26 protein-coding genes and 1 pseudogene are annotated in these 23,669 nt (G+C 56.3%); 9 read left to right on the top strand and 18 right to left on the bottom strand.

Annotated features, from left to right (window positions below; genetic code table 11):
• Positions 1–24 precede the first annotated feature (24 nt).
• The 7 genes from METAL_RS10100 to METAL_RS20735 form a co-directional block, all read right to left on the bottom strand.
• Positions 25–237, bottom strand: coding sequence for a hypothetical protein (locus tag METAL_RS10100; protein WP_005372039.1), 213 nt, complete (start codon positions 235–237; stop codon positions 25–27).
• A 34-nt stretch (positions 238–271) separates the two neighbouring features.
• Positions 272–526 (bottom strand): hypothetical protein, encoded by a 255-nt coding sequence (locus METAL_RS10105; RefSeq protein ID WP_005372041.1) that lies wholly within the window; start codon positions 524–526, stop codon positions 272–274.
• A gap of 6 nt (positions 527–532) precedes the next feature.
• On the bottom strand, positions 533–925 hold the full coding sequence (locus METAL_RS10110; RefSeq protein ID WP_005372042.1) for a hypothetical protein: 393 nt from the start codon (positions 923–925) through the stop codon (positions 533–535).
• A gap of 11 nt (positions 926–936) precedes the next feature.
• On the bottom strand, positions 937–1,392 hold the full coding sequence (locus METAL_RS10115) for a hypothetical protein (protein WP_005372043.1): 456 nt from the start codon (positions 1,390–1,392) through the stop codon (positions 937–939).
• Between the two features lie 90 nt (positions 1,393–1,482).
• Positions 1,483–2,019: a phage/plasmid replication domain-containing protein gene (locus tag METAL_RS10120; RefSeq protein ID WP_005372044.1), complete on the bottom strand. Its 537-nt coding sequence runs from the start codon at positions 2,017–2,019 to the stop codon at positions 1,483–1,485.
• 4 nt (positions 2,020–2,023) lie between these two features.
• On the bottom strand, positions 2,024–2,203 hold the full coding sequence (locus METAL_RS10125) for a hypothetical protein (RefSeq protein WP_005372045.1): 180 nt from the start codon (positions 2,201–2,203) through the stop codon (positions 2,024–2,026).
• Positions 2,200–3,015 (bottom strand): hypothetical protein, encoded by an 816-nt coding sequence (locus tag METAL_RS20735; protein ID WP_005372046.1) that lies wholly within the window; start codon positions 3,013–3,015, stop codon positions 2,200–2,202. Before METAL_RS20735 ends, METAL_RS10125 begins: the two co-directional genes overlap by 4 nt.
• A gap of 122 nt (positions 3,016–3,137) precedes the next feature.
• Here METAL_RS20735 and METAL_RS10135 point away from each other — a divergent pair, with 122 nt between their 5' ends.
• Positions 3,138–3,488 carry a hypothetical protein gene (locus tag METAL_RS10135; RefSeq protein ID WP_005372047.1) on the top strand — a complete coding sequence of 117 codons (351 nt, stop codon included), beginning with the start codon at positions 3,138–3,140 and terminating at the stop codon, positions 3,486–3,488.
• Between the two features lie 92 nt (positions 3,489–3,580).
• Here the strand turns inward: METAL_RS10135 and METAL_RS20740 are convergent, their stop codons facing one another.
• Positions 3,581–3,871 carry a hypothetical protein gene (locus tag METAL_RS20740; protein WP_213069358.1) on the bottom strand — a complete coding sequence of 97 codons (291 nt, stop codon included), beginning with the start codon at positions 3,869–3,871 and terminating at the stop codon, positions 3,581–3,583.
• A 54-nt stretch (positions 3,872–3,925) separates the two neighbouring features.
• Between METAL_RS20740 and METAL_RS22125 the strand changes: the two genes are divergently transcribed.
• Together METAL_RS22125 and METAL_RS10140 are read left to right on the top strand one after the other, a co-directional pair.
• The gene (locus METAL_RS22125) at positions 3,926–4,081 is read left to right on the top strand and encodes a hypothetical protein (protein ID WP_245619782.1); all 156 of its coding nucleotides are present in this window, start codon (positions 3,926–3,928) and stop codon (positions 4,079–4,081) included.
• Entirely contained in the window at positions 4,009–4,350 is a 342-nt protein-coding gene (locus tag METAL_RS10140; protein ID WP_005372048.1) for a transposase, read from the top strand. The genes METAL_RS22125 and METAL_RS10140 overlap by 73 nt, the downstream gene beginning before the upstream one ends.
• Before the next feature lie 270 nt (positions 4,351–4,620).
• Here the strand turns inward: METAL_RS10140 and METAL_RS22130 are convergent.
• Positions 4,621–4,746, bottom strand: a pseudogene (locus METAL_RS22130) (DUF29 domain-containing protein); the annotation flags it as partial.
• Positions 4,747–4,831: 85 nt separating this feature from the next.
• On the opposite strand from METAL_RS22130, the gene METAL_RS10145 reads away from it, so the two are divergent.
• The gene (locus METAL_RS10145; RefSeq protein ID WP_245549340.1) at positions 4,832–7,624 is read left to right on the top strand and encodes a TonB-dependent receptor domain-containing protein; all 2,793 of its coding nucleotides are present in this window, start codon (positions 4,832–4,834) and stop codon (positions 7,622–7,624) included.
• Between the two features lie 14 nt (positions 7,625–7,638).
• On the opposite strand, the gene METAL_RS10150 is transcribed toward METAL_RS10145, so the two are convergent.
• Together METAL_RS10150 and METAL_RS10155 are read right to left on the bottom strand one after the other, a co-directional pair.
• Complete coding sequence (locus tag METAL_RS10150) at positions 7,639–8,079, bottom strand: VOC family protein (RefSeq protein ID WP_005372052.1); 441 nt, start codon at positions 8,077–8,079, stop codon at positions 7,639–7,641.
• Between the two features lie 6 nt (positions 8,080–8,085).
• Positions 8,086–8,673, bottom strand: coding sequence for a DNA-3-methyladenine glycosylase I (locus tag METAL_RS10155; RefSeq protein WP_005372054.1), 588 nt, complete (start codon positions 8,671–8,673; stop codon positions 8,086–8,088).
• 177 nt (positions 8,674–8,850) lie between these two features.
• Between METAL_RS10155 and METAL_RS10160 the strand changes: the two genes are divergently transcribed.
• The 3 genes from METAL_RS10160 to METAL_RS10170 all read left to right on the top strand — a co-directional run bounded on the left by METAL_RS10160 (position 8,851) and on the right by METAL_RS10170 (position 12,463).
• Positions 8,851–10,386, top strand: coding sequence for a thymidine phosphorylase family protein (locus METAL_RS10160; protein WP_005372056.1), 1,536 nt, complete (start codon positions 8,851–8,853; stop codon positions 10,384–10,386).
• Between the two features lie 70 nt (positions 10,387–10,456).
• Positions 10,457–11,413 carry an IS5 family transposase gene (locus METAL_RS10165; protein WP_005369238.1) on the top strand — a complete coding sequence of 319 codons (957 nt, stop codon included), beginning with the start codon at positions 10,457–10,459 and terminating at the stop codon, positions 11,411–11,413.
• A 159-nt stretch (positions 11,414–11,572) separates the two neighbouring features.
• Positions 11,573–12,463, top strand: coding sequence for a ribose-phosphate diphosphokinase (locus METAL_RS10170; protein ID WP_005372058.1), 891 nt, complete (start codon positions 11,573–11,575; stop codon positions 12,461–12,463).
• A gap of 181 nt (positions 12,464–12,644) precedes the next feature.
• On the opposite strand, the gene METAL_RS10175 is transcribed toward METAL_RS10170, so the two are convergent.
• From METAL_RS10175 to METAL_RS10205, 7 genes are read right to left on the bottom strand one after another with little or no spacing between them, the layout of a single operon-like run.
• Positions 12,645–14,015 carry a heavy metal sensor histidine kinase gene (locus tag METAL_RS10175; RefSeq protein WP_245549341.1) on the bottom strand — a complete coding sequence of 457 codons (1,371 nt, stop codon included), beginning with the start codon at positions 14,013–14,015 and terminating at the stop codon, positions 12,645–12,647.
• 19 nt (positions 14,016–14,034) lie between these two features.
• Positions 14,035–14,706 carry a heavy metal response regulator transcription factor gene (locus tag METAL_RS10180; protein WP_005372060.1) on the bottom strand — a complete coding sequence of 224 codons (672 nt, stop codon included), beginning with the start codon at positions 14,704–14,706 and terminating at the stop codon, positions 14,035–14,037.
• A gap of 25 nt (positions 14,707–14,731) precedes the next feature.
• Complete coding sequence (locus METAL_RS10185; RefSeq protein WP_005372061.1) at positions 14,732–15,448, bottom strand: sulfite exporter TauE/SafE family protein; 717 nt, start codon at positions 15,446–15,448, stop codon at positions 14,732–14,734.
• A 34-nt stretch (positions 15,449–15,482) separates the two neighbouring features.
• Positions 15,483–15,911, bottom strand: coding sequence for an EamA family transporter (locus METAL_RS10190; protein WP_213069359.1), 429 nt, complete (start codon positions 15,909–15,911; stop codon positions 15,483–15,485).
• 5 nt (positions 15,912–15,916) lie between these two features.
• Entirely contained in the window at positions 15,917–19,081 is a 3,165-nt protein-coding gene (locus tag METAL_RS10195; RefSeq protein WP_005372063.1) for an efflux RND transporter permease subunit, read from the bottom strand.
• Positions 19,081–20,142 (bottom strand): efflux RND transporter periplasmic adaptor subunit, encoded by a 1,062-nt coding sequence (locus tag METAL_RS10200; RefSeq protein ID WP_005372064.1) that lies wholly within the window; start codon positions 20,140–20,142, stop codon positions 19,081–19,083. The genes METAL_RS10195 and METAL_RS10200 overlap by 1 nt, the downstream gene beginning before the upstream one ends.
• The gene (locus METAL_RS10205; RefSeq protein ID WP_245549342.1) at positions 20,139–21,413 is read right to left on the bottom strand and encodes a TolC family protein; all 1,275 of its coding nucleotides are present in this window, start codon (positions 21,411–21,413) and stop codon (positions 20,139–20,141) included. Before METAL_RS10205 ends, METAL_RS10200 begins: the two co-directional genes overlap by 4 nt.
• Positions 21,414–21,763: 350 nt before the next feature.
• Between METAL_RS10205 and METAL_RS10210 the strand changes: the two genes are divergently transcribed.
• Both METAL_RS10210 and METAL_RS10215 read left to right on the top strand, forming a co-directional pair.
• The gene (locus tag METAL_RS10210; RefSeq protein WP_005372066.1) at positions 21,764–22,306 is read left to right on the top strand and encodes a Chromate resistance protein ChrB; all 543 of its coding nucleotides are present in this window, start codon (positions 21,764–21,766) and stop codon (positions 22,304–22,306) included.
• Between the two features lie 45 nt (positions 22,307–22,351).
• Entirely contained in the window at positions 22,352–23,644 is a 1,293-nt protein-coding gene (locus METAL_RS10215; RefSeq protein ID WP_005372069.1) for an MFS transporter, read from the top strand.
• Positions 23,645–23,669: the final 25 nt, after the last annotated feature.

Here is a 23,669-nt window from a genome sequence, read left to right on the forward strand (position 1 = left end):
ATGATGACCGTGGTTAACATGAGTTTACTTGCGGAGCAAGCTGACAATCAAGGAAATGCCAGTCACGACCGCCACCAAGGCAACGACACCGCCAGCGGCCAGCGTGACATTAGATGTCGCGCCAGTGAATGCTGCCGAGATATCAGAGGACATGTCCGCATGCGACGCCGCAGTAGCGCCGAGTAAGGCCGCACCGGCAGCGTAACGGTTAAAAAAGGCTTGTTTCAGTTTTTTCATGATAATGACTCCAAAGTAGAGGGGAGACCCCCGGTTAAACAGTCTGCATCAATTTAATGACCAGACCGATGGCAAGCCCGCCGATAAACGACAGGATCGAATAGCCTACGAGCGACTCGAAAAGAGCCGGATCGAAGGCAAAATAGGATTGGAACAACTGCGACATCGTGAGCGTATCGGCCAGGACGGTCGAATTGACAGCCAAAAAGTCCGAGGCCGGGCAATCGATCGGTGCCGCGACTTCGGTAGCAGTTAGAAGGCCGGAGGCTTGATGTAAGCAGAGGTACATGACGATTTAACCGGTGGTGCCCGTTTTACCGCCCATGAATGCTTGGACCTTTTTGTCATCCGGCTTGCCGAGCGAATCCGGTTTAGCAACCGGTTGCAGGACAGGCTTGACGCCGCCCCGCCCTTCGCTGGGAAAAAACCAGGTAATGCCCCGATCCCCGGACATGGCCCCGAGGTTCATGGTCACGAACTTGCCCATGCCGCGCATGTCGTCAAGCTGACGATGAACGCCTAATTCGAGATGTTCCTTTTTCAGCGTGGCGGTGAATGGCAATTTTTCGCCCTGAAACTTGGCCGTGACGATACAACCCGGCAGCGGATTTTTTTTGTCTCTGTCGTCGCGGTCGTAATAGGTGGTTTCCTCAAGATCGAGGATTTTGATGTCTTGTATGCGTGGCATGGATGCAGCTCCTAAGCAGCGAGTTGAAAAAGATGAGGCCAGGACTGGACGTTCTGGCATTCGATAATACGGCGACGCAAGGGGACCACCTTACCGGCGGCAATGTCGGCATCGCCGAGGCCGGCATCGCGGATCACTCGTAAATGGCGATACCATGTGTTATGAGGGTATTCGCTCTTTGCTCTTTCCCATCCATGTTCCTGGATGAAGAGGAAGCACAGATAAGCGGCTTTTCCCCGCCCTTCGGTCTTGGCCGCCGCCAAGATGCGTTCTTTTACGTCGTCGTTCGTGTGCATGTCAGCAGCTCCAATCATGCGGAAAAAGTAGCTTTCCCATTCATCAGTTAAGTCTTGTTTGTTCAAGCGAAACCACGGAACGCCGGCGCGCTCCCGTATCCACTGTGCGCCAAGTTTTAGCTCCAGGCGAAGGAGGCGGTCTAAGAGGGCTTGTTCATCAAGCGTGTACATGCGCCCGGTATAATTCTCTTGTTTGAGCTGATGGCGAATATGGGGACCTTTGGCGTAGGCTTTGCCACTCCGCAGGCGGGAACAATGGGACTAGTAAACGGTATCGCCAGCCTGTTGGCTGACGCGATAGCGGCCACCCTCGCAGTTACGGAGAATACGCAAGGCTTCGCGGACATCATCGACGGAGTCGAGCAGTAAATTGCCGGTCAGGTCGATCCGGGTCACGTGCCAATCCTTGTCTTCGAAAAAAAGCGGAATGGCGAGCTTTTGTGAGACAAAAGCCGCCATCCGATGAACGCAGCCGGAGAGGTCTAGCGCGGCAGCGGCCCCTTCGCCGAATACGGCATCGCCGGAACCGCACACGCGGGCCGGGGAGCCTTGTATCCAGAGCGCATCAGAACCGACGCGGAAAGCAATTTGATGGGAATCGGAACGGACGGATTCCCAGGCGGCAGTTTCGTAAACGACGGTATCACGGTCGATCAGGAAGTAGCAATCGTCCGCGTCGTGGGAGGTGTCGGACGGCTTGAAGCGAATCACGCGTTCGGTCAGGAGGCGGAGTTTTTCCCAGTGCTCCTGGCCGATGGTTTCGAGAGAAACGTAAGCGGTGATCCAGTCGATCAACACGAGATTACACCTTGGTTCCCGATGCGGCGGCTTGGCGTCTGGCCTGTTCTCTGGCCCAAGACTGTTCGATTTTGACTTGAAGAAGGGACTTCAGGGGAACGTCCACGCCATTGAAGAAAGGGCCGTAGAGGATGGACTGGCGTTGTTCTTCGGTAAACAGAGATTTGGGGGTATGCAGGATCATGAGTTATGCCCCGCTGAATCCTCGTAATAACCAGATAAAACGACGAGAAAGCTTTTAAATTTGGCCTCTGAAGAATGGACAGATTTAAGGGCAGAAAGAGATTCTTTAAGGACCGTTTTAAAGGCAACGACGCGAATATGGTCCCAAGTTTTGATGTTAGGGCATCGAGTAAGAAGGGATTCGAGTTCTTCACGGTAAGTACCCATGATCCCTGCCCTAAACGATGATTGGTTGAAGAGAGCCGACGACGCAGCATTGCCCGGTTGATGCGTGATTTTGCAGCTCACGCAATGGCAGAAATCGGCGTGGTGGGTGAAGTCCAGGCCGGTGCCGTAGCAGTCGGGGCAGGCGTCTGGATCGGGTTCTACGTGATCGACGGTGTAAGCATCATCCGGGATGTGGTCAGAAATGGCCGTTTTTTCATGGGTAGAAACGGCCAAACCCTCATTGCGTTCATTGCATTCGGAATTGTCCCCCTGCCCTACAGCAGCACCGGACGCGCCGGCAGAGGGACGCCCAAAGTCGTCCGGTTCGGATTTCAAAGTTTTAAGTGTGGCATCGAGAACGGAGTCAATAAGCTCAAAATAATGATCGTATTGACCCGGTTCAGCATTATTCGTTTGAATCAGGAAGCGAACAACGCCCTGAACATAATGCTTCATGCGGTCGGCTTCGCGACGTAAGCAATTCTCAGCAAAGAACAAATCATCAAAAAGAGAAAAACCACCAATCAAGGCATGATTGCAATAATCAGAAAATTCGGAAACAAAAACGGAAAGGACGGTAGCAACGTCGGTTTTCTTGAAATTCATGGTTTGGGCTCCATGTGGCTGAGAAAATACATGACAGAACGTCATGCTTGACATAATGATTATCTATGCTTTGAACAATGTCAAGACTATAGTTATCGAAACGTCATTCAATGGAGTCGACTATGAAAACAATTATTAACTATCTTGATGATTTAAAAGAAAAACTCGGGAGTGATTACAAAGTCGCAAAAGCCATGAAGGTTGACCAATCGACAATTTCAGTAATCAGAAAACGCGGGCTAATGTCCGACGAAACAGCGGTAAAAGTAGCTGATTTGTTAGAGATTGAACCCGGAGAGGTCTTAATTGCGGCGGCAATGGCCCGGAGCGAAGGCAGTGTAAAAGAGGCTTGGAAAGCCCTCGGAAAAAAGGCAGGAATCGCGGCAGGCCTCCTGTTAGCTTTGATGATATGGACGACCTACCCGACTAAAGCCGAAGCAAATCTAACAGACAGAGTATGTATATTATGTTAAATTTAGGCTACCGAATCGTTATCTCTGCAAATGGCTCGTTTTATACGCTTGGTCCTGTCAAGCAAGTTGGCTTGCGTATAAAATTTAAGAATTTACCCCCGATAGCCCAGGAAGAAAATGCGAGTTGTCCGTGTTGAGCTGACCGACGCCGAACGAGAGTTGTTACAAAACTTGATTAAGAAAGGCAGCGACTGGCGAGAACGAAAGCGGGCAAAACGATTCTGCTGCTCGCCGAAGGGAAGACGACATTCGATGTGGCGGAAAAGCAAGGGGTGTTGCCGGAGACGATCCGGGAACGGCGGCGCAAATGGTTCAAAGCCGGTTTCGCCAGTCTCCCCGATCAACCGCGCAGCGGCGCCCCTTGCAAATTGAATGAGGAACACCGGGCGCGGTTAAAGGCGTAGATCGAGGCCGAACCGTTAACCTGCCGGGTATTATTGGTCGACCGTCTGGAAACCGAAGGCGGCATTCGTCTCGGCGCCAATACCTTGCGTAACGAACTGAAACGGATGGGGTATGTGTGGAAACGGACGCGCTACAGTTTAAAAAAAAGCGGGATCCCGAACGTTTCGAGCAAGCCCAACGCGACATAGCCGAGCTCATCGTCCAAGCGAAGGCTGGTGAGATCGAGCTCGCTTATGTCGACGAAGCCGGGTTCACACCGCAACCCCCGAATCGGTCGGCCTGGACGAAAAAGGGCAAACCCCATGCCATCACGGCGAAACGGGGACGGCGACTGAATGTGATCGGGGCCCTGCTGTCGTCGGGCCAGTTAGTCCTGGCGAAATGGTGGCAGAGCATCAATGGCATCAATGGGCTGTGGTGTTTTGCGTTTTTGATGGCCATCGCTTTATCGGATTGAGCTACTTTGGCACAAGATGAAATATGAATGGCTCAAATTCAAACTGTATACGCCAGATGAACTGGAACAGGCCATCGATGAAATTGGCGAAGGATTTGGGGATTTACAAGCTGACTTTTTTCTAGGCGCTTAGTGCGATTACTCTGGTCGATACGGCGTTGTAATTGTAATCCCAGTTTTATCACATCCGCCGGCATATCAACGCGCTATCAGGCCGGGAAAAGTGCCCGGCCTGTCTCGGCTTCCTGAATTTGATCCATCGTCCAAGGACTACGGCAAGCTCAAAGCGGACTGCAGACGCTCTGATAGTAGGGAATTGAGTCCAGGATTATCATTCAACAGCTTAACGAACCGTAAACGCTGTTCGCGAAGGGTCAAAGACCAACTACGACCACGCTTTTGGGCGTTGAAATACTATACCGGGCGGACGCCTTAACCACATTCACGCGCCGTGCCGCCGCTAATCTTGCCCAAATTTCCAATGTGCTGTAAGCTCGATACCAGGTTTGCAACTGGCCTATTTGGTTTTCTTGGCGCGCTTGTTGGGAAGGTTGTAAGCAAACTCTCAGGAGATTATCCAATGCCCTGCCGAAATAACATAATCCATCGCAGAGCGCTGTTTCTTTTGGCGTTATGGTTAGCACCTACTCTCGTTCAGGCTCATACGGGCAGTAGCGGTATGAACGGTTGGGCCGACGGCTTCAATCATCCCCTGCATGGCTGGGATCATCTTCTGGCCATGCTGGCGGTCGGTATATGGGCTGCGCAACTGCGGGGCCGGACTATTTGGCAGCTTCCGCTCGCTTTTGTCGGCGTCATGAGTCTCGGCGGTCTTGCTGGAGTGATGGGCCTATCCGTGCCGGGAGCGGAAACGATGATTTTGTTCTCTGTACTCGTTTTCGGCGTGCTGATCGTCCGAAAAATCCGTTTCCGGGCCACTGTCAGTTTATTCATCGTCGGTTTTTTCGCCTTTTTCCATGGCTACGCGCACGGCCAGGAAATGCCCGCTTCGGCCGGCCTCGTTTCCTTCGCTTTGGGTTTCATGCTGGCGACGCTGCTGCTGCACGGTGCAGGCATACTGACCGCTCGCCTGGTGATTTTCATGGCTGCCTGTTTTCTCGGCAGCAGCGTTCATGCTCGGGAAAAGGATAATGCCGCTGTTGAGGCCAATGAAGCCGTCATAGAAGCTGAATCGAAAACTCGTAAAAAAGAGAGTGTAGAGCTTGATGAAATCGTCGTGACGGAGCGGGCCGATTCGCAAATAGGCATTGCCGACAGCGCCTCGCAAGGCAATGTGGGACAAGCCCAGCTTCAATATCGACCGATCACTCGGCCGGCCGAGGTTTTGGAAACCGTCCCCGGCCTGATCGCGACTCAGCACAGCGGCGAAGGCAAAGCCAATCAATATTTCTTGCGGGGATTCAACCTCGACCACGGCACCGATTTTCTGACCCAGATTGAAGGCGTTCCGGTCAACCAGTTATCTCATTCGCACGGCCAAGGTTGGACCGATACCAATTTCCTCATTCCCGAGTTAATCGAAACGCTGGAATATAAAAAAGGCAATTATTATGCCGAAAACGGCGACTTCGCCAGTACCGGCTCCGCCAACATCCATTATGTTAGAGACCTGCCCCGGCAGCTTCTCAAGTTTACTGGCGGCAGCTTTGATTACTACCGGGGACTGGCGGCGGGGTCTCAAAAGCTGGGCGGTGGTCATTTATTGTATGCCGGAGAAACCGTTCACAATAACGGCCCATGGGGCGTAGGCAATGACTATTTGAAATTCAACGGCCTGTTGCGCTATAGCCGAGAGGCTACCGATCGTGGCTGGAGCCTCACCGGCATGGCGACGAAGGCCGACTGGCGGTCCACCGATCAGATCGCCAGGCGCGCGGTAGACCAGGGAATGATAGGCCGGTTTGGCGCCATCGACCCGACCGATGGCGGCCATAGCCAGCGTTACAGCGTGACCGGGGAGTGGCATCGCCGGGACGACCGGAGTGAAACCCGGTTAATGGCTTACGGCATTTATTCCACGCTGAATCTGTTTTCGAACTTTACCTTCTTTCTGGATAACAATGAGGTCAACAATCCCCAAGGTTGCAGGGGCTTGCCCTCATCGCCGGGCGAAAAAATGGATCCCGCCATTTTCAATACCTGCGGCGACCAGTTCGGACAGCCCGATGATCGCTGGACGACCGGTTTCAAGGGCAGCCACACTTGGTTCCATAAATGGGGCGCTATCGACTCCGAAACGACATTGGGCTTACAACTGCGTAACGACAACATTCAAAACGGGTTAACCAAGACGCACGCCCAAAACCAATACGCGGTGACTCGCCAAGACACTCTCTGGGTGACCAGTCTCAGCCCTTATGCGGAAAATAAAACCCAATGGAATCGCTGGCTGCGTACCAGCACGGGGGTGCGCTTCGACGGCTTTCGCTTTGACGTCAGCCAGAGCAATATTAGTCAAAATACCGGAGAGCGCTATGACGGTTTGGTAAGCCCAAAACTCGGGGTTGTCTTAGGTCCTTGGATGGAAACGGAATTTTATCTCAATGGCGGCCTCGGCTATCACAGCAACGATGCCCGCGGCATCAACACCCGCATCGACCCGGCCAGCGGCACAGCCGTCGATCGCGCCTCTCCCCTGGTACGGACCTATGGCGCGGAAATCGGCTTACGTTCGACCTGGCTGAAGGGATTGCAAAGCACCTTGGCGCTCTGGTGGCTGGATCTCGATTCGGAACTGGTCTTTGTCGGGGATGCGGGAACCACCGAAGCCAGCCGCCCGAGCCGCCGCTACGGACTTGAATTCGCCAACTATTACTCCCCCGCCGACTGGATCACTTTCGATGCCGATGTCAGCGTCTCCCGTGCGCGTTTCCGTGACCACGAACCGGGCATCGGCAATCACATCCCGAACTCGATAGAAACGGTGATCGCCGCCGGAACGACATTGCATAATATCCACGGCGGTTTTTTTGGCGGCCCCCGGCTCCGCTATTTCGGGCCGCGCTCCCTGGATGAAAGCGGCGGCCGCCGTTCGGAAGCCACCCTGCTGGTCTCCGCCCTACTCGGTTACGAGGTGACCCAGAACCTGAGTTTCCAGGCGGAAGTATTCAACCTGTTGAACCGTAAAGACGATGGCATTACCTATTTCTACCCATCGCGCCTGCCCGGTGAAAGCCTTGCCGGGGTGGATGATTTCCATTTTCATCCGGTGGAACCGATCAGCTTTCGCTTAGGCTTTACGGCGAAATTTTAAGGTATATCCGAATTTTACCAGGTTCCCGTATTCGTCATTGACGCCCAGGGTTCCCGCGGCGGCAGCGGGCCGCCTTTCTGCAAAAGCTCGATCGATATCTGGTCCGGCGAACGGATGAACGCCATATGCCCGTCGCGGGGCGGCCGGTTGATCACGATGCCCGCATTCGTCAGGTTTTGGCAGGTTTCGTAAATATTGTCGACTTCGAATGCCAGGTGGCCGAAGTTGCGTCCGCCGGTATAGACTTCGGGATCCCAGTTGTAGGTCAGTTCGATTTCCGGCGACTGCATCGTTTGCGACTGCGCGGAATCCAGCGGCGCATGCAGATAGACCAGCGTGAACCGGCCCGCTTCGCTCTCCATCCTTCTGCCTTCGATCAGGCCCAGTTTGTTGCAAAAAAAATCGAGCGACTCGTCCAGGTTACGGACCCGGATCATTGTGTGTAAAAAACGCATGGCGGTTCACTCCTTGTCTTGCGAATGATAAAGACGGGTAATTTCGGCATGGCGGAAACAATCGACCGTATGATCGTTGACCATGCCGGTGGCTTGCATATGGGCATAGCAAATCGTGCGCCCGACGAATTTGAAGCCGCGTTTCTTCAGGTCGCGGCTCATGATTTCGGAAATCAGCGTCGAAGCCGGCAGCTCATCGTGGCGCTTCCAGTAATGATTGACCGGTTCGCCATTCACGAAGCGCCAGAGATATGCGTCGAAACTGCCGAATGCCTCCCGAACTTGCAAAAAGGCTTGCGCATTGGCCACAGCCGCTTCGATTTTCAACCGGTTGCGGATAATGCCCTGATTTTGCAAAAGTTTCTCGACCTTGCGTTCATCGTAGCGCGCTACCGTTTCGGGATCGAAATGATCGAACGCCTGCCGATAATTTTCGCGCTTGCGCAAAATCGTCGACCAGCTCAGCCCGGCCTGCGCGCCTTCCAGTACCAGAAATTCGAACAACAGGCGGTCGTCGTGGACCGGCACGCCCCATTCGGCATCGTGGTAATTCTCCATTTGCGGGCTGCTCAGCGCCCATTTGCATTTGTTCATCGACCCAAAGAAACTTATCCGATTCGCCCAGCGGAAGCTCGAACAAACAAACTCCGGCCGTCAGCTTCATTAAGGCGGATACTATGCCATCCGGGACCCTGGGTGTAAAGATCGGCGCAGTTGACAATCGGTGCGTTAAAACGCATTATCGTTTTCCACCCGAACGAAAACGCGTCCATGAGCATCGACACTCTGCAACTTCGCCGTATCGCGATCGATACCTATCATGAAAACGTGGCCTATATGCACCGCGAATGCGGAGTTTACCGCGCGGAAGGTTTTCAGGCGCTGTCCAAAATCCAGATCAGTTTGAACGGCATCAAGATCCTGGCGGTGTTGAATGTCGTCGACGATGCTTCGATCGTACAGTCGGGAGAACTCGGTTTGTCTGAACAGGCTTTCCAGCAATTCAACTGTGTCGAAGGCAGCATGGTCACCGTCAATCATGCCGAGCCACCTAAATCGATGGATGCGGTGCGCCGCAAGATCAACGGCGAACGGCTCGACCGGGCCGATTTCGACAGCATTACCGACGACATCGTCGAAAGCCGTTATTCGAAGATGGAAATCGCGGCATTTTTAGTCGCAACCGGCCAAAACAGCCTGGATCGCGACGAACTGTTGTATCTGACCCGCGCGATGCTGCAATCCGGCGACCGGATCCACTGGGACGAACCTCTGGTGGCGGACAAGCACTGTATCGGCGGCATTCCCGGCAACCGGACCTCGATGCTGGTGGTGCCGATCGTGGCCGCGCACGGCATGTTGATTCCGAAAACTTCGAGCCGGGCGATCACTTCGCCGGCAGGCACGGCCGACACGATGGAAATGCTCTGCGAAGTGAATCTGAGCCCCACGCAACTGCACGACATCGTGCGCCGCGAGCGGGGCTGCCTGGCCTGGGGCGGCACTGCCCGGCTCGCGCCGGTCGACGATATGCTGATTGCGGTCGAGCGGCCGCTGGGGATCGACTCCCAAGGCCAGATGGTCGCCTCGATTCTATCCAAGAAACTCGCGGCCGGCTCGACGCATTTGCTGGTCGATATCCCGGTCGGGCCTTCGGCGAAAGTCCGGCAAATGCGGCAGGCGCTGGCTCTCCGCAAGCTGTTCGAATTCGTCGGCGACCGGCTGAACCTACATCTGGAAGTGATGATCACCGACGGACGCCAGCCGATCGGGCGCGGCATCGGTCCGGCGCTGGAAGCCCGCGACGTGATGCTGGTGCTGCAAAACGATCCCGAGGCGCCGGCCGATTTGCGCCAGAAAGCGCTGCAATTGGCCGGACGCATCATCGAATTCGATCCCGACGTGCGCGGCGGCCAGGGGTACGCGATCGCCCGCGACATTCTCGAATCGGGCCGGGCCTGCGCGAAAATGAACGAAATCATCCAGGCGCAAGGTCCGAAACCGGTCGATTTCAGTCCCGGCTCGCTGTGCCACGAAGTGGCCGCCAAAAGCGACGGCATCGTGACCGAGATCGACAATCTGCAGATGGCCAAAATCGCCCGGATGGCCGGCGCGCCGATGATGAAACGGGCCGGCGTCGATCTGTTGAAAAAATTGGGCAGCCCGGTCAAAAAAGGCGAAATACTGTACCGAATCCATGCGGAATTCCCGGCCGACTTCAACTTCGCCCAAAATCTGGCAATGCAGAACGACGGCTATACGTTGGGCAGTAACGCCGAGCTGCTTAAACCGCTGATCACCTTTTAAGGAAACTCTGAATAAGTCCTACGCCTGGGATAAAATATCCGCAGCTTGCCATTTTCGATAGGTGCCCGCCATGAAGCAACTCGGACTCAGTGCCCCACTGTTTGTGAAGAAACCGAAACAGACTCGGCGGCAGCAATTTCTCCAAGAGATGGAGCAGGTAGTGCCTTGGAGTTTGTGGACGAGCCGGATAGCGCCGCACTACCCGACAGCGGGCCGAGGCCGCCGCCCCTTTCCCTTGGCGACGATGTTGCGCATTCACCTGATGCAGCAGTGGTTCGGCTATTCCGATCCGGCGATGGAGGAAGTATTGCACGACATGCCGCTGCTGCGCGAGTTTGCCGGGCTCGATGCGGGCGAGGACGCCCTGCCGGATGAAACCACGATCCTCAAGTTCCGGCATCTGCTGGAACGCCATCAGTTGGCACAAACCCTATTTGATGAAACGGCGGCGCTGTTGGCCGAAAAAGGCCTGTTGCTACGGCAAGGCACGATCGTCGATGCGACATTAATCGCTGCCCCGCCGTCCACCAAGAACCGGGCGCGCAAACGGGATGCCGAGATGAGTTCGACCAAGAAAGGGAACAATTACCACTTTGGGATGAAGGCGCACATTGGGGTCGATGCCGAGTCGGGGTTAGTGCATACTGTGGAGATGACCACCGCCAAGGTGGCGGATGGGGTCATGACGGAGGCGTTGCTGCACGGCGAGGAACGGGTCGTGCTGGGCGATCGGGCCTATACCCGCAAGGACCGGAATCTGGCGGCGGATCGCCTGGAAGGTGAGCCGGTTTGGGCCTTTCCGTTCAAGCGAGGGAAGGGTGAGGAGTTGCCGGTAGAGCAAGCCCTTCACAACCACATGCTGGCGCCGTTACGCGCCATGGTCGAACATCCGTTCCGGATCGTCAAGCGCCAGTTCGGCTATACCAAAGTGCGTTACCGGGGGCTGTTCAAGAATGCCCAACAACTCTACTTGCTGTTTGCCCTGGGCAATCTTTATCACGTTCGGCAGGCGCTGCAGCCGACCTAGGGAGACCTTTGTCCTTCGCCCTGGAAAACCGAGAACACTGAGTGAAATCACCCCGATAGCGGGCGCTGCCGGGAAGGATTTGCCCATTTTCGGCGAGGTGCCACGGATGTCGCACGGTGTCGCTTATAAAAACCACTTATTCAGAGCTTCCTTAACGTCATGCTGATCTTGGCCTTTTCGGACTATCTGCCGCAGGCACAGCGCCTGGCGGCGCGCCTCGGGCTGCCGCTTGCCGAAGTCGAAGTCCACCATTTTCCCGACGGCGAAAGCTTCGTCGCCCTGCCCTCCGAATTGCCGGAACGGGTGTTGTTTTGCCGCAGCCTGAACCAACCGAACGACAAGCTGATCGAGTTATTGCTTGGCGCCCGCACGGCGCGGGAACTCGGCGTCAAACGCCTGACGCTGATCGCGCCTTATCTTTGCTATATGCGGCAGGATTTCGCGAACCGGCCCGGTGTGGCGGTCAGCCAGCGGCATATCGGCCGCTGGCTTGCGGATCTGTTCGACGACGTGATTACGGTCGATCCCCATCTGCACCGGATCGACCGCCTGAATCAGGCCATACCGCTCGATCACGCCATCAGTTTGAACGCGACCGCGCCGATCGCCGCCTTTCTGAAACAAAAACTCGGTACGGCTTTATTGCTCGGTCCGGACAGCGAATCGCGGCAATGGACGGCAGCGCTCGCCGGAATGACCGGCTTTGCCTTCCGGGTGGCGGAAAAAATCCGTCTCGGCGATACCGAAGTGACCTTGCAACTGCCCGACGCCGATTACCGCAAGCAGCCGGTCGTAATCGTCGACGACATGGCCAGCACCGGAAGGACGCTGGCTAAGGCGGCGGAATTGCTGAAGGAAAAAGGCGCGGCCGAAATTTATGCGGTGGTGACCCATGCGCTGTTTTGCGGCGACGCCGAGCGGGTGATTCGCAATGCCGGCGTAAAAACGCTCTGGAGCACCGACAGCATCGATCATCCCACCTCCTCCATTCTACTCGACGGCTTACTGGCCGACGCGGTCGAGGCAATGTTGAACGGGATTCAGGCATAAGGGCTTATCCAGAACTCAGGGTTCGCTAAGGTCTTGATTATGCGTGTCTGACAAAGCTTCCAGCTTCCCTTGAATCATTCAGTACTCCAACCACCCCTTCTCGCAATTTCGGTTTAATATCCTCTTGTGTCAAAACTTCTCGCCAAATTTTTGGGTTGTATTGACACAGTCGCAGCACACTTTAATTCCTCCGGTCAGGTACAAAATGCAGTGTAACCAGGGTTCCCTCCCCTAACTCGCTGGTAATCGTGATCCGCCCGCGATGCAATTCCATAATCGATTTAACAATCGCGAGCCCTAAACCGCAGCCTTCCCCGGAGCGGGCCGAATTCACCCGGTAAAAGCGGTCGAATAACTTGGGCAAGTGCTCGGCGGCAATCCCGCAACCGTTGTCTTGCAGCCGAATATCGACGCCGCCGTCATCCGTTGTTTGAATGGAAATGCGGATTTCGCCGTTGACCGGCGTGTGTTGGATGGCGTTGACCAGCAGGTTGCTGAGGGCCCGTTTAAATAATTGGGCATCGGCATAAAGCTCGCCTTCGCCCTGGCAGAGCAAGCAAATGCGCTTTTCTTCCGCCAATGCGTCGAGATAACTGCAAACCGCTTCGATCTCGGCGCGCGCGTCCAGACCGATTTTATGCAACGCAATTTCGGTGTTGTCCGCTCTGGCCAAAAACAGCAGGGTTTCGATGATTTGCGCCAAGCGGCGGTATTCTTCCAGATTGGATTCGAGGATGTTGCGATATTCGCCGACACTTCTCGGCTGGCCCAGTATCACCTCGCATTCGCCGGTCAGGTTATTGACCGGCGTGCGCAGCTCATGAGCCAAATCGGCGGAAAATTGCTGCAATTGCGCGAACGACTGGTCCAAGCGTCTCAGCATCGCATTAAAGGCCACAGCCAGGTCTAACAGCTCACGGGGATAATCGGTCGATACCAATTGCTCATGGAGCTGGGCCGCGGTCACGCCTTCCATATGGCGGGCCATGATCGCCAATGGCTTCAGTCCACGTCGTGCAACCGCCAACGCGGACAAGCCGGAAAACAGCAAGCCGATCAGCAGGGTCGCCGCTAGATTGCGCCGGTATTCGGTCAGCAAGGCGGCTTGATGGGAAATGTCCAGGCCAATCTGGACGGTATGCTTTGGCTTTGCATTGCTGATTGCCGTCATCAGCATAAAGTACCGGCCGTCGGGCAGCGCTTGGATTGTTTCGTTGCCTGGTTGCGATCCGGAATGCCGAGGAAATTGCAGCATCGCAGCCAATGCCGTCATCCCCGGCGTTTCGCTCAGGTTATGTCCTTGCTCATCCAGAATACGCGAGTAATATTCGCCGGTCGGCAAATCCAGTCCTTCCCGTTGTTCGTCGGCCAAACGCTCCAAATTCAGCGGCTGCTCCGCCAATACGTTTTGCAGTAACTGGATTTCCTTCAATAAAAACTGCCGATTGTCTTGCGCAAAAGTCTCAGTCAACGACCGGTACAAATAAAAGCCGATGCCCAGAAAAATCAGCAATGCCGCCAACGAGAACAGCCCCGTCAATCGGGCGGTCATCGACCAGGGGCGAGCAGGATCAACGCTGTTCAAGGACATAGCCGATCCCGCGCACGGTATGCAACAGTTTTTGCGGAAACGGATCGTCGATCTTCTGCCGCAGGCGGCGTATCGCGACATCGATGATATTGCTGTCGCAGTCGAAACGGACATCCCACACTTGTTCGGCAATCAGCGTCCGCGACAGGACTTCACCGGGCCGGTTCATGAATAAGGCCAGCAGCGTAAATTCCTTAGGCGTTAAATCCAGCGCTTGCCCGCCGCGATAGGCTTTATGCCGGATCGGGTCCAGGGACAAATCGGCCAATTGCAAGTGCTCCGCCTGACGCACCGGCCCACGTCTTAAAATCGAGCGAATCCGAGCCAGCAATTCGACGAACGCAAACGGCTTGACCAAATAATCGTCGGCGCCCAGTTCCAGGCCTTTGACCCGATCGTCCAGCGTATCGCGCGCGCTCAGGTACAACACCGGCGTTTTCCGGCCCCGCCGTCTTAATTCCGCTAGCACCGACCAGCCGTCGCGTAACGGCACCATGACGTCGAGAATGATCAGGTCGTATTCCACGGTCGCGGCCAGCAATAAGCCTTCTTCGCCGTCGTGGCAACTATCGACCACAAAACCGTGTTCGCTCAGCCCCTTTTGCAAATAGGCGGCGGTTTTCTTTTCGTCTTCGACAATCAAAATGCGCATAGTAAAGTCGCCGTCCGCTTAACAATCACTTGAGCAAAAACCATAAACCAAAACCGGCTATGGCGGCTTCGATCATGTTCATAAACATTTGTGCCGAGAGTTTTTCGAGCAGATTTTTGCCGGTGTAAGTACCCAAGATCATCACCGAGCCTACGACCACCCCGTTCATCCACGCCGCAGGGGATATAGCCCCTAACTCCTGATAAGAAGCCAGTTTGGCGATGTGCATGATCGCGGTAACTAAGGCTTCACTGCCGATAAATGCGCCTTTGACCAAGCCGTAGGACAGGTAAAATGGCGCCAGGAAAGGGCCGGCACTGCCCCCAATCGCCGACACCAATGAAAAAACGGCGCCAATCGGCGCAAACCAACGCACGCTAAAGCTCGTATTCGAGCGGCTACACCAGCGCCGCCAAATGACGGAGCCGATCAAAAATCCGCCTAAAAATTTAAACAGTTCGGTGTCCGGCATTCGGGTGAACAGCCAGGCGCCCAAGATGGAACAAGGTATCGCCCCCAAAGCAAACCAGAACACCACCGGAAATCGTATCAGCGGCCAATTGAAGCCAACCCGGCTCAGATTGCCGATCAATTGAGCAACTGCGTACAACGGCACGGCATCGCGTACCCCGAACGACGCGACTAAAACCGGCAACAAAATGATGCCGCCGCCCGTGCCGGCAATCCCAGCGACAATCGAGGCGGCGAGAGCCGCCGATAAAATAATAAGCCATTGATCCATAAGAGATTGAAGATTCCTTGTGTCGATTTAGACATCAACGTTTAAAGGCTAATGTCAAAACACCGGCCGCAACCATCGCAATCCCGCTCCATTCGCGAAGGCTCGGCCGCTCGCCCAAAAAAACAAACGCAAACACCGCGACCAGCACCAGACTGAACTTGTCCACCGGCGCCACTTTCGAGGCCTCGCCGATTTGCAGGGCGCGAAAATAGCACAGCCACGAAGCGCCTGTCGCCAGGGCGGACAGCGCCAGGAACTGCCAGGTTCTGGCCGGCCAATGCAAGGGATTGCTCCATTTTCCGGCAAAGCCTACAAATGCCGCCAAAATCACAACGATCATCGCCGTGCGAATCAGTGTCGCCAAGTCGGAATCGATACCTTGAATGCCGATTTTGGCAAAAATGGCGGTCAGCGCCGCAAAGACGGCCGATAACAGCGCCCAAAAAAACCAGTGTGAAGTCATCGTCATCATCGATTAATGTCATCCTTCCGTGTTGATTGATGCGGTACTGCCCGGCGTTGCAGCACAAAATAACAGCTCGGCGTCGCAATCAACGACAGCAACACCGACAAAACCAAGGCCCCGATCACCGCAATCGCCAACGGTTTCAGCATATCCGAGCCGGCGCCTATACCGTAGGCCAACGGCAACAAGCCCAACGCGGCGGCCAACGAGGTCATCAATACCGGGCGTAAGCGCCGCCGTCCCGACTCCAGCAACGCCTGTTCCAAGTTCTTGTTTTGCCCTTTTAGCTTATGCACCGAATCCAGCATCAGAATACCGTTTTTCGCGACCACGCCAATCCCGATAATGGCTCCGAGTAACGACACGATATTAACCGAAGTCCCGGTCAAGAACCACGCCATCAGCGTACCGCACATCGCCAATAGCGAACCGAACAAGATCGCGACCGGTTCGCGGAACGAGCGGAACTCGATCAACAGCACGGTAAACACCAGGAAAATAGCCGCCAGCAATACCATGAGCAGATTTTGGAACGATTCCTGTTGCTGTTGAAACAGGCCGCCGAACTCCAGTACGCCGGCCGGCAGGCTGGGGTCTTGCGCCAGTTTGGCTTTGATGTCGGTCATGGCGCTGCCCAAATCGCGATTTTCCAGGCGCGCTGAAACCGCCACCAATTGCCGCAGGTCTTCCCGATGCAACTCCAACTGGCCGGGATCGACCACCCTATCGGCCACTTGCGATAGCTTGACGGTACGGCCATCCATTGAACGCAATGGCAGTTCCTTGAGATCGGCGATTTGCCGGCTGGCTTCGGACTTCATACGCACCCGGATATTAACGATTCGGTCGCCTTCCAATACGTACGAGGCTTTTTGGCCCAGCATGGCGGTGGAGACGGCGACGGCCACATCGTTGGCGGTCAGCCCGAAGCGCATCGCGTCGCTATAGCGCACGCGCAAACTTAACGAGGGACCGGTGGTTTCCAGGCCGTCGAAGCTATCGACCACGCCGGGAACGGTGTCCAGCGCCGCTCGCACTTGCGGGGCTTTTTGTTTCAGCCATTGCACGTCGGTCGAGAACAGTTTGATTTCGATCGGCCGCGGCGACCAGGTCAAATCGCCGATCAGATCGCCCAGGATGCCGGCGAACTCCCATTCCAGGCCCGGCACCGCCGCGTGCAGCCGTTGCCGCAGATCGGCAACCACTTCGTCGGTTTTGCGTTGCCGATCCGGTTTCAGTTTCACCAGAAAATCGCCCTTGTGCGCCTGCGAAAGCCCCAACGCCAAGCGCGCGCCGGTCCGCCGGGAATAACCGTCCAGCTCCGGCATCGAGCGCAGTAGGGTTTCGGCTTGCCGCAATTGCCGGTCCGTTTCGGCAAGACTGGTGCCCCACGGCGCATGGTAGTCCAGTACGAAGCCGCCTTCGTCCATGAACGGTAAAAACTCGCTGTCCAACTGCTGATACAGCCAAACTCCCGATAGCAAGATCAAGCCGCAAACGGCGAGAACGGGCTTGGCCTGTTGCAGCGCCCAATGCAGGCTTTTTTCATAGGCCTTACTCAGTTTGCCGAACCAACCGCTTGTTGCGGGCTGTTCAATCGCTACGGATGGCATCGCCGCGAGTTTTGCCGGATGTACGGCCTGTTCGGGCGAAGCAAGCCACCAACTGGCCAAGGCCGGGATCAGCGTCACCGCCAACAGCAACGAGGCCAGCAGCGACACCACCATGGTCAGCGCCAATGCCTTGAAAAAACTGCCGGCGACGCCGTCCAGAAACGCCAGCGGAATAAACACCACGACCGGCGTCAAGGTCGAGGCGAGCAACGGCCGGAAGATTTCCGCCAGACCCTCGGTAACTGCGTTCAGACGCTCCAGCCCTTGCTGCAACTTGGCATGAATCGCTTCCACTACGACGATGGCGTCGTCGATAATCAAACCGATGGCGGCGGCAATGCCGCCCAAGGTCATCAAATTAAAGCCCAGACCGCTGATGTGCAGGACCAGAAACGCCGCCAATACCGTGACCGGGATGACCACCGCCGCGATCAGCGTAGTACCCCAGTTTTTCAGGAACACATACAAAATCGCGACCGACAATATCAGCCCCAACACGATGGCTTCCCAGACGCTCCGGATCGAGTCGCCTACCAATAGCGACTGGTCGTAAAACACCTGAATCCGCATGCCGGGCGGCAGGCTTTGTTTCAAGCTCTCCAGCTCCTGCTTGAGTTGCCGCGCTATATCCAGGGTGCTGCCGTTCGGCTGGCTGTAGATGTTCAGCAACACCGCATTGACGCCATCCGCCGTCACGATATTAAACGCCGGTTCCTGGCTGCGTTCGACGCGGGCAAAATCCTTGATGCGGATCGGATGCGCGGTTGCCGTCGCGGTTTGCGGCGGCGTTGACGGAACCGGCGCCGCTGCCGGCATCGACACCGTCAGATTTTCCAGTTCCTCGATCGAATGAATACGGCCGTCGGCCACGGTTAGATATAGCTTATAGTCTTCTTCCAGCATCCCGGTGGGGACGATAAGATTGTTTTTGAGCAATGCATCGGCGACTTGGTTGAGACTCAGATTGACGGCTTGCAGCCGCAACGGATCGACGACGACGTGATATTCCGGCACACGCCCGCCGACGATGCCGGTCCGGGCGACGCCGGGGATGCGCAGCAAACGTGGTTGCAGCGTGTAACGGGCGGTTTCCCATAATTCCGTCAGCGAGTGGCCGGGACCGGTCAGACTTAAACCGATCACCGGAAACGCGGCAAAGGTCAGCCGCCATACGGCGGACGTTGCGGTCGGCGGCAGGGATTTTTGCACGTTGGCCAGCCGGCCTTGCACGAACAGCTCCGCTTGCACCATATCGGTCTGCCAATCGAAAAACACGTTGACTTCCGCCGAACCGCGCCCGGTTTTCGAACGTATCGTGGTAACGCCGGGAATGTCCTTCATGGCTTCCTCGACCGGCCGGGTGATGGTCGCCATCATTTCGTTGGCGGGCATGACGCCGTTATCGATCAAAATCACCACGCGGGGAAAATCGGTGCGCGGAAAAATCGACGACGGCATGTTCAACGCGGCGTAGGCGCCGGCCAGACAAAGTACAACGCACAAGAACACGATGGCCAGGCGATGGCGGAGCGGAAAGGCAAAGGACGACAGCATTATTCGATAACCCGGATGCGCGTTTCATCGGGCAGCCCATAAGCGCCCTCAGTCACCACGGTCATGCCTTCGTGCAACTGATCGCCGGCTATTTCCACCCGGTTGCCGTCGCGCAGTCCCGTTTCGACCGGCACCCGTTTCGCGCGGTTGCCGTCGACTAAAACCAGCGTGCTGCCGCTATCGCTATGCACCACGCTCTCGACGGGTACGGTCAGCCGGTCTGTCAATGCTTCTACCCGGACACGCATCCGAGCGAATTGCCCGGCGCGGACCCCGGCACCGCCGGGCAAGGACGCCCGGACCAAAATCGTATCGGTCAGGGAATCGATTTGCGGGCTGATGAATACGACTTGTCCAGCCACGGGTTGATCGGCTGGCGAACCTGGCTCGAACTCGACCGACTGGCCCAAGCGAACGGCGCCGATTTCCTGGCTGGGAATTTTCAGGGCGACATCCAGCCGTTTCAGGTCGATCAGATCGGCCAAAATATTATTGAGGCCGACGGCCTCGCCGGCTTTGACATGAATTGCGGCAACGGTGCCGTCCAGCGGGGCTTTGATCGTGAGCAGATCGCGTTGCGTTTCGGCATTCGCCAGATCCTTGCGCGCCGTTTGCAACAGTTGTTCGGCCTCGTCGTAGAGTTTGCGCGATACATTGTCCGCCGCATTCAATTGCTGTTTGCGGACAAAATTCTTCTGCGCGAATTCGACGGCGACCTTGGCTCTGGCGGTCAGGGCATCGGCGGCGCGGCTGTCGAGTTCGAACAAGACGGCGCCTTTTTTAACGAATTGGCCTTCTTCGCAAAATACTCGCGCTATAACGCCGGCCGCCGGCGCCGCGAGTTTGGAACTGGCCGCCGGTTTGCCGGCCATCGCGGGTTCCGGTTCGACCATGCCATAAGCCACGACGTAGCGGTAGAGCGTGGTTTTTGTGATCCGGGCGATTTTAACAGCCACTTCGGTTTCGACTGCGGTCTCGTTTTCGGCGTTTGCTGCCGGCCGTAATGCCATGAGGCCAAAGACCGCGGCGGCGATCAGGGTTAACCACGCGATGGGTTTCATGGCTTGGGTTCCATCGCGGCTAATTCGGCAATCGAAGTGGACGTAAGTACCGAATGCAGCGGTTGGCGGAGCGTATCTTCCAATCCGTTCAGCGCCTGTTGAGTTTCGACCCGTACATCCAACCGGGCACGTTCCGCCAAGATTTGTTCGAGTTCGGTACTCAGCAACGCCACGCGGTCCGTTTCGCCGGCTTGATACTGGGCTTGCATCGCCATCGAGTTGCGTTTCTGGGTTTGGACTTGGTTTTCGCTATCCCGCCATTTATCCATCAGCGCCGCGACGCCGGCATGCGCCCGATCGATGTCGCCGATGATTTTCATCTGCAAGGCTTCGAAGCGCGCGGCCATCTCAATTCGCTTGGCTTCGGCTTCCGCGATCGGGCCTTGGTTTTGATGGAACAGCGGCAACGGTAACGTCGAACCCAGCGTCCAGCGGTGTTCGCCCATTTCCCAGGAATAACCGGGATTGGCTTGCAGATTCGGGTATTGGTTGGCGATTTCAAGCTGCAACGCCGCCTGGGAAGCTTCGTAATCGGCCAACGCCGCCAACATATCGGGGCGGGTGTGCAAGGCTTGTGTTTTTAGCACGCCGACGGGAACGTCCTGCAAAGCCGGATTGACGGCAAAATCATTGAAGTCGAAGACCGCGTTTGCCAAGCCATCGACCGGTATGCCGATGGCCGTTGCTAACGTCACCTTGCTTTCCGCTACGCGTTTTTGTGCCGCATCGGCATTGAGTTTGGCTTGATTGAGCGCCAAATGCGAGCGGCTGATTTCCAACGGCCCGATTTCGCCGACGGCCAATTGTTGTTCCAGGCGTTGATTGATGGCTTGTTGAACGGCGAGTTGTTGGTCGGCAAATCGCACCGTTTGCTCGGCGGCGAACGCTTCCAACAACGCCGCCCGCAATCGTCCGCGTACCAGCCAGGCGGTGTCGGCAATCCGTAAGCGGGCCGCGCCGGCCAGTTGGCTGGCCTTCTCAATCCTGTAATCGCGTTTGCCGGCGGTTTCAATGGGAATGCCGATGGAACTTGCTGCAATCCACGGCACGGCGGCGGTTGCCAAATTGCGCACCAGGGTAGGCGAAATCGTGATGAATGGGTTGGGACGTTGCCCGGCGGTCTTAATGCCGGCCGCCGCCCATTGCGCTTGAGCGCGGGCCACTGCCAGATCCGGGTGGTAGAAAATCGCCGCCAGCGTCAGCCGGTCCAGATTCCAGGTTTGGCTGGCATTGCTTGATTTTTCCGGCGTTGCCGACTGAATAAAATTCAACAATTCGGGGCTTGCAAGGCTGCGCCGTTGCAGTTGCGTGGCTGACTCGTTGGGCTTTAGCTCGCGCCGTTGAAATTCCGCGCAGCCGGTGAGTATCAGATTAAGTACGGATAAAAGCAAAAAGATTGGGAATGATCGAGGCATGATTAAACGATAACAACTCGCGCCTGACGCGGCGATGACGGGAAGATTACATTTTTGTCAGAATCGCGGGGTATTAATGTCAGGTTAGGGTATGCTTCGACCGGACACCCTAAGGCAATCACAGAATAGTGGCATTACATACGTTTTCTTTATAATATAACTATCGTTACATTATGATTGTTCATATGAATACAAAAAACTAGTTATTGCTCACGTACAAAGTCCCTCCTGAACCGGCCAAGAAGCGCATCGCGCTGTGGCGCAAGCTCAAAGGCATGGGGGCTGTTTATTTACAGAACGGGGTGTGCCTTCTGCCCAAGACAGATGACCACACGCGGCGGCTCAAGATTATCGAGAACGAGATCAACGAGATGGCGGGCGAATCCATTCTGCTGGAAACGGTCGCCCTCGACCGCGCGCAGGAGGAGAAGGTGGTGGCCCGCTTCAAGGCGGACCGCGATGAGGAATACCGCGAGTTCCTCGGCAAGTGCGCCGACTTCGAGGCCGAGATTGCCAAGGAAACAGCGGCCGAGCATTTCACTTATGCCGAGCTGGAAGAGAACGATGTGGATCTCAGAAAACTCCAGTCGTGGCTGGAGAAAATCGCCAGGCTGGACTTCTACGGCGCTACCTTGGCGGCCGAAGTGGCCGAACGTCTCAAAGGGTGCGAAGCCTCGCTGGACGCCTACGCCCGGCGCGTGTTCGAAGCCCATGACGAAAACCGCCACTATCCCAACGAACTGCAATAACGTAAAGAAGGCGCTTTAAAAAAGCGCGACTACCGGGAGAATAGAATGAGCGAATCCAATAATACGGCGGCCACCGAGGCTAAGCAAAGCAACGGATGGCTCAACCGTACCGTGGTAGGCGCCGGCATTACCAGTTCACTGGGCGATTTCTGCTACGAAACCACCACCGTCATTCTGCCCGGTTTTCTGGCAGTGCTCGGCATTCCGGCAGCAGTGCTGGGCATCATCGAAGGTATTGCCGACGCGGTGATGAGTTTTACCAAAATGGCGTCCGGCTATATTGCCGACAAACTGGGACACCGCAAATTACTGGTGCTGCTCGGCTATGGCCTGACGCCCGTAGGCCAAGCGCTGATCGCCCTGGCGTCCGGCTGGCCGCTTTTGTTGTTGGGGCGCGTGGTGTCATGGTTCGGCAAGGGCCTGCGCGGCCCGTTGCGCGATGCCATCGTGATCCAGGCGGTCACGCCGGAAACGCGCGGCAGGGCATTCGGCTTCCACCGCGCGGCCGATAGCGTCGGAGCGGTCGTCGGTCCGCTGTTGGGCGTGGCGATGCTGGGCTGGGCGCGTTCATTCCCGTGGGGAGAGGCGGCCTCGAACTGGATGCAAGCGTTGGATTGGAACGCTGACGACGGCCCGTTCCGTCTGGTTTTGTGGCTTTCGGTCGTTCCCGGTCTGCTGGCGGTGCTGGCTTTCTTGACATTGGTCAAAGATCCCGAGTACTCACTGAACCCGGCGCTCAAATTTTTCAGTTCGCTGCGCGGTTTGCCGGGGCGTTTTAAGCGCTACCTTGGCGCGGTCGGAATTTTCGGTATTGGCGATTTTTCGCACAGCCTCTTGATTCTGGCGGCGACGCAAATACTCACCGCCTCGCAGGGCGTGGTGCAGGCGGTGCAAATGGCCGGCATGCTTTACGTCTGGCGCAATGTCGTCCAGGTTGCCGTGTCCTACCCGGTAGGCCTGGTGGCGGATCGAATCGGTCACTTGCCGGTGCTGATCGCGGGCTATGTGTTGGGCGTCCTCACGGCGGTGTTGACGGCGCTCGCATTCTGGGTGGGCATCGACAGCGTGCCGTTGCTGGCCGGCATCTTTTTCATAGCCGGCCTGTATGTCGCGGTCCAGGAAGCCCTGGAATCCACGGTGACGGCCGAGATGGTTCAGCCGGACACGCTGGCCATGAGCTACGGCGCGCTGGGCACCGTGAACGGAATCGCCAAGTTCATTTCCAGCGCCACGGTTGGCCTGGTGTGGACAGCCGTCTCGCCGGTGCTTGGTTTCGGCTTGGCAGCCCTGTTAATGGCTGCCGGAACAATGATGATGCTGCGCGTCAAGGGTAACTGAGACAGGCTACGGTGCGCGACCGTAG

The organism is Methylomicrobium album BG8 (assembly GCF_000214275.2).
GTDB classification, from domain to species: Bacteria; Pseudomonadota; Gammaproteobacteria; order Methylococcales; family Methylomonadaceae; genus Methylomicrobium; species Methylomicrobium agile.

Coding starts and splice junctions, on each gene's coding strand:
- METAL_RS10145 (WP_245549340.1), top strand. CDS start 4,832: ATGTGCTGTAAGCTCGATACCAGGTTTGCAACTGGCCTATTTGGTTTT.
- METAL_RS20735 (WP_005372046.1), bottom strand. CDS start 3,015: ATGAATTTCAAGAAAACCGACGTTGCTACCGTCCTTTCCGTTTTTGTT.
- METAL_RS10170 (WP_005372058.1), top strand. CDS start 11,573: ATGCTGATCTTGGCCTTTTCGGACTATCTGCCGCAGGCACAGCGCCTG.
- METAL_RS10155 (WP_005372054.1), bottom strand. CDS start 8,673: ATGAACAAATGCAAATGGGCGCTGAGCAGCCCGCAAATGGAGAATTAC.
- METAL_RS10160 (WP_005372056.1), top strand. CDS start 8,851: ATGAGCATCGACACTCTGCAACTTCGCCGTATCGCGATCGATACCTAT.
- METAL_RS10115 (WP_005372043.1), bottom strand. CDS start 1,392: ATGTACACGCTTGATGAACAAGCCCTCTTAGACCGCCTCCTTCGCCTG.
- METAL_RS10110 (WP_005372042.1), bottom strand. CDS start 925: ATGCCACGCATACAAGACATCAAAATCCTCGATCTTGAGGAAACCACC.
- METAL_RS10100 (WP_005372039.1), bottom strand. CDS start 237: ATGAAAAAACTGAAACAAGCCTTTTTTAACCGTTACGCTGCCGGTGCG.
- METAL_RS10135 (WP_005372047.1), top strand. CDS start 3,138: ATGAAAACAATTATTAACTATCTTGATGATTTAAAAGAAAAACTCGGG.
- METAL_RS10105 (WP_005372041.1), bottom strand. CDS start 526: ATGTACCTCTGCTTACATCAAGCCTCCGGCCTTCTAACTGCTACCGAA.
- METAL_RS10200 (WP_005372064.1), bottom strand. CDS start 20,142: ATGAAACCCATCGCGTGGTTAACCCTGATCGCCGCCGCGGTCTTTGGC.
- METAL_RS10125 (WP_005372045.1), bottom strand. CDS start 2,203: ATGATCCTGCATACCCCCAAATCTCTGTTTACCGAAGAACAACGCCAG.
- METAL_RS10215 (WP_005372069.1), top strand. CDS start 22,352: ATGAGCGAATCCAATAATACGGCGGCCACCGAGGCTAAGCAAAGCAAC.
- METAL_RS10175 (WP_245549341.1), bottom strand. CDS start 14,015: ATGACCGCCCGATTGACGGGGCTGTTCTCGTTGGCGGCATTGCTGATT.
- METAL_RS10195 (WP_005372063.1), bottom strand. CDS start 19,081: ATGCTGTCGTCCTTTGCCTTTCCGCTCCGCCATCGCCTGGCCATCGTG.
- METAL_RS10165 (WP_005369238.1), top strand. CDS start 10,457: ATGAAGCAACTCGGACTCAGTGCCCCACTGTTTGTGAAGAAACCGAAA.
- METAL_RS10180 (WP_005372060.1), bottom strand. CDS start 14,706: ATGCGCATTTTGATTGTCGAAGACGAAAAGAAAACCGCCGCCTATTTG.
- METAL_RS10150 (WP_005372052.1), bottom strand. CDS start 8,079: ATGCGTTTTTTACACACAATGATCCGGGTCCGTAACCTGGACGAGTCG.
- METAL_RS10185 (WP_005372061.1), bottom strand. CDS start 15,448: ATGGATCAATGGCTTATTATTTTATCGGCGGCTCTCGCCGCCTCGATT.
- METAL_RS10190 (WP_213069359.1), bottom strand. CDS start 15,911: ATGACTTCACACTGGTTTTTTTGGGCGCTGTTATCGGCCGTCTTTGCG.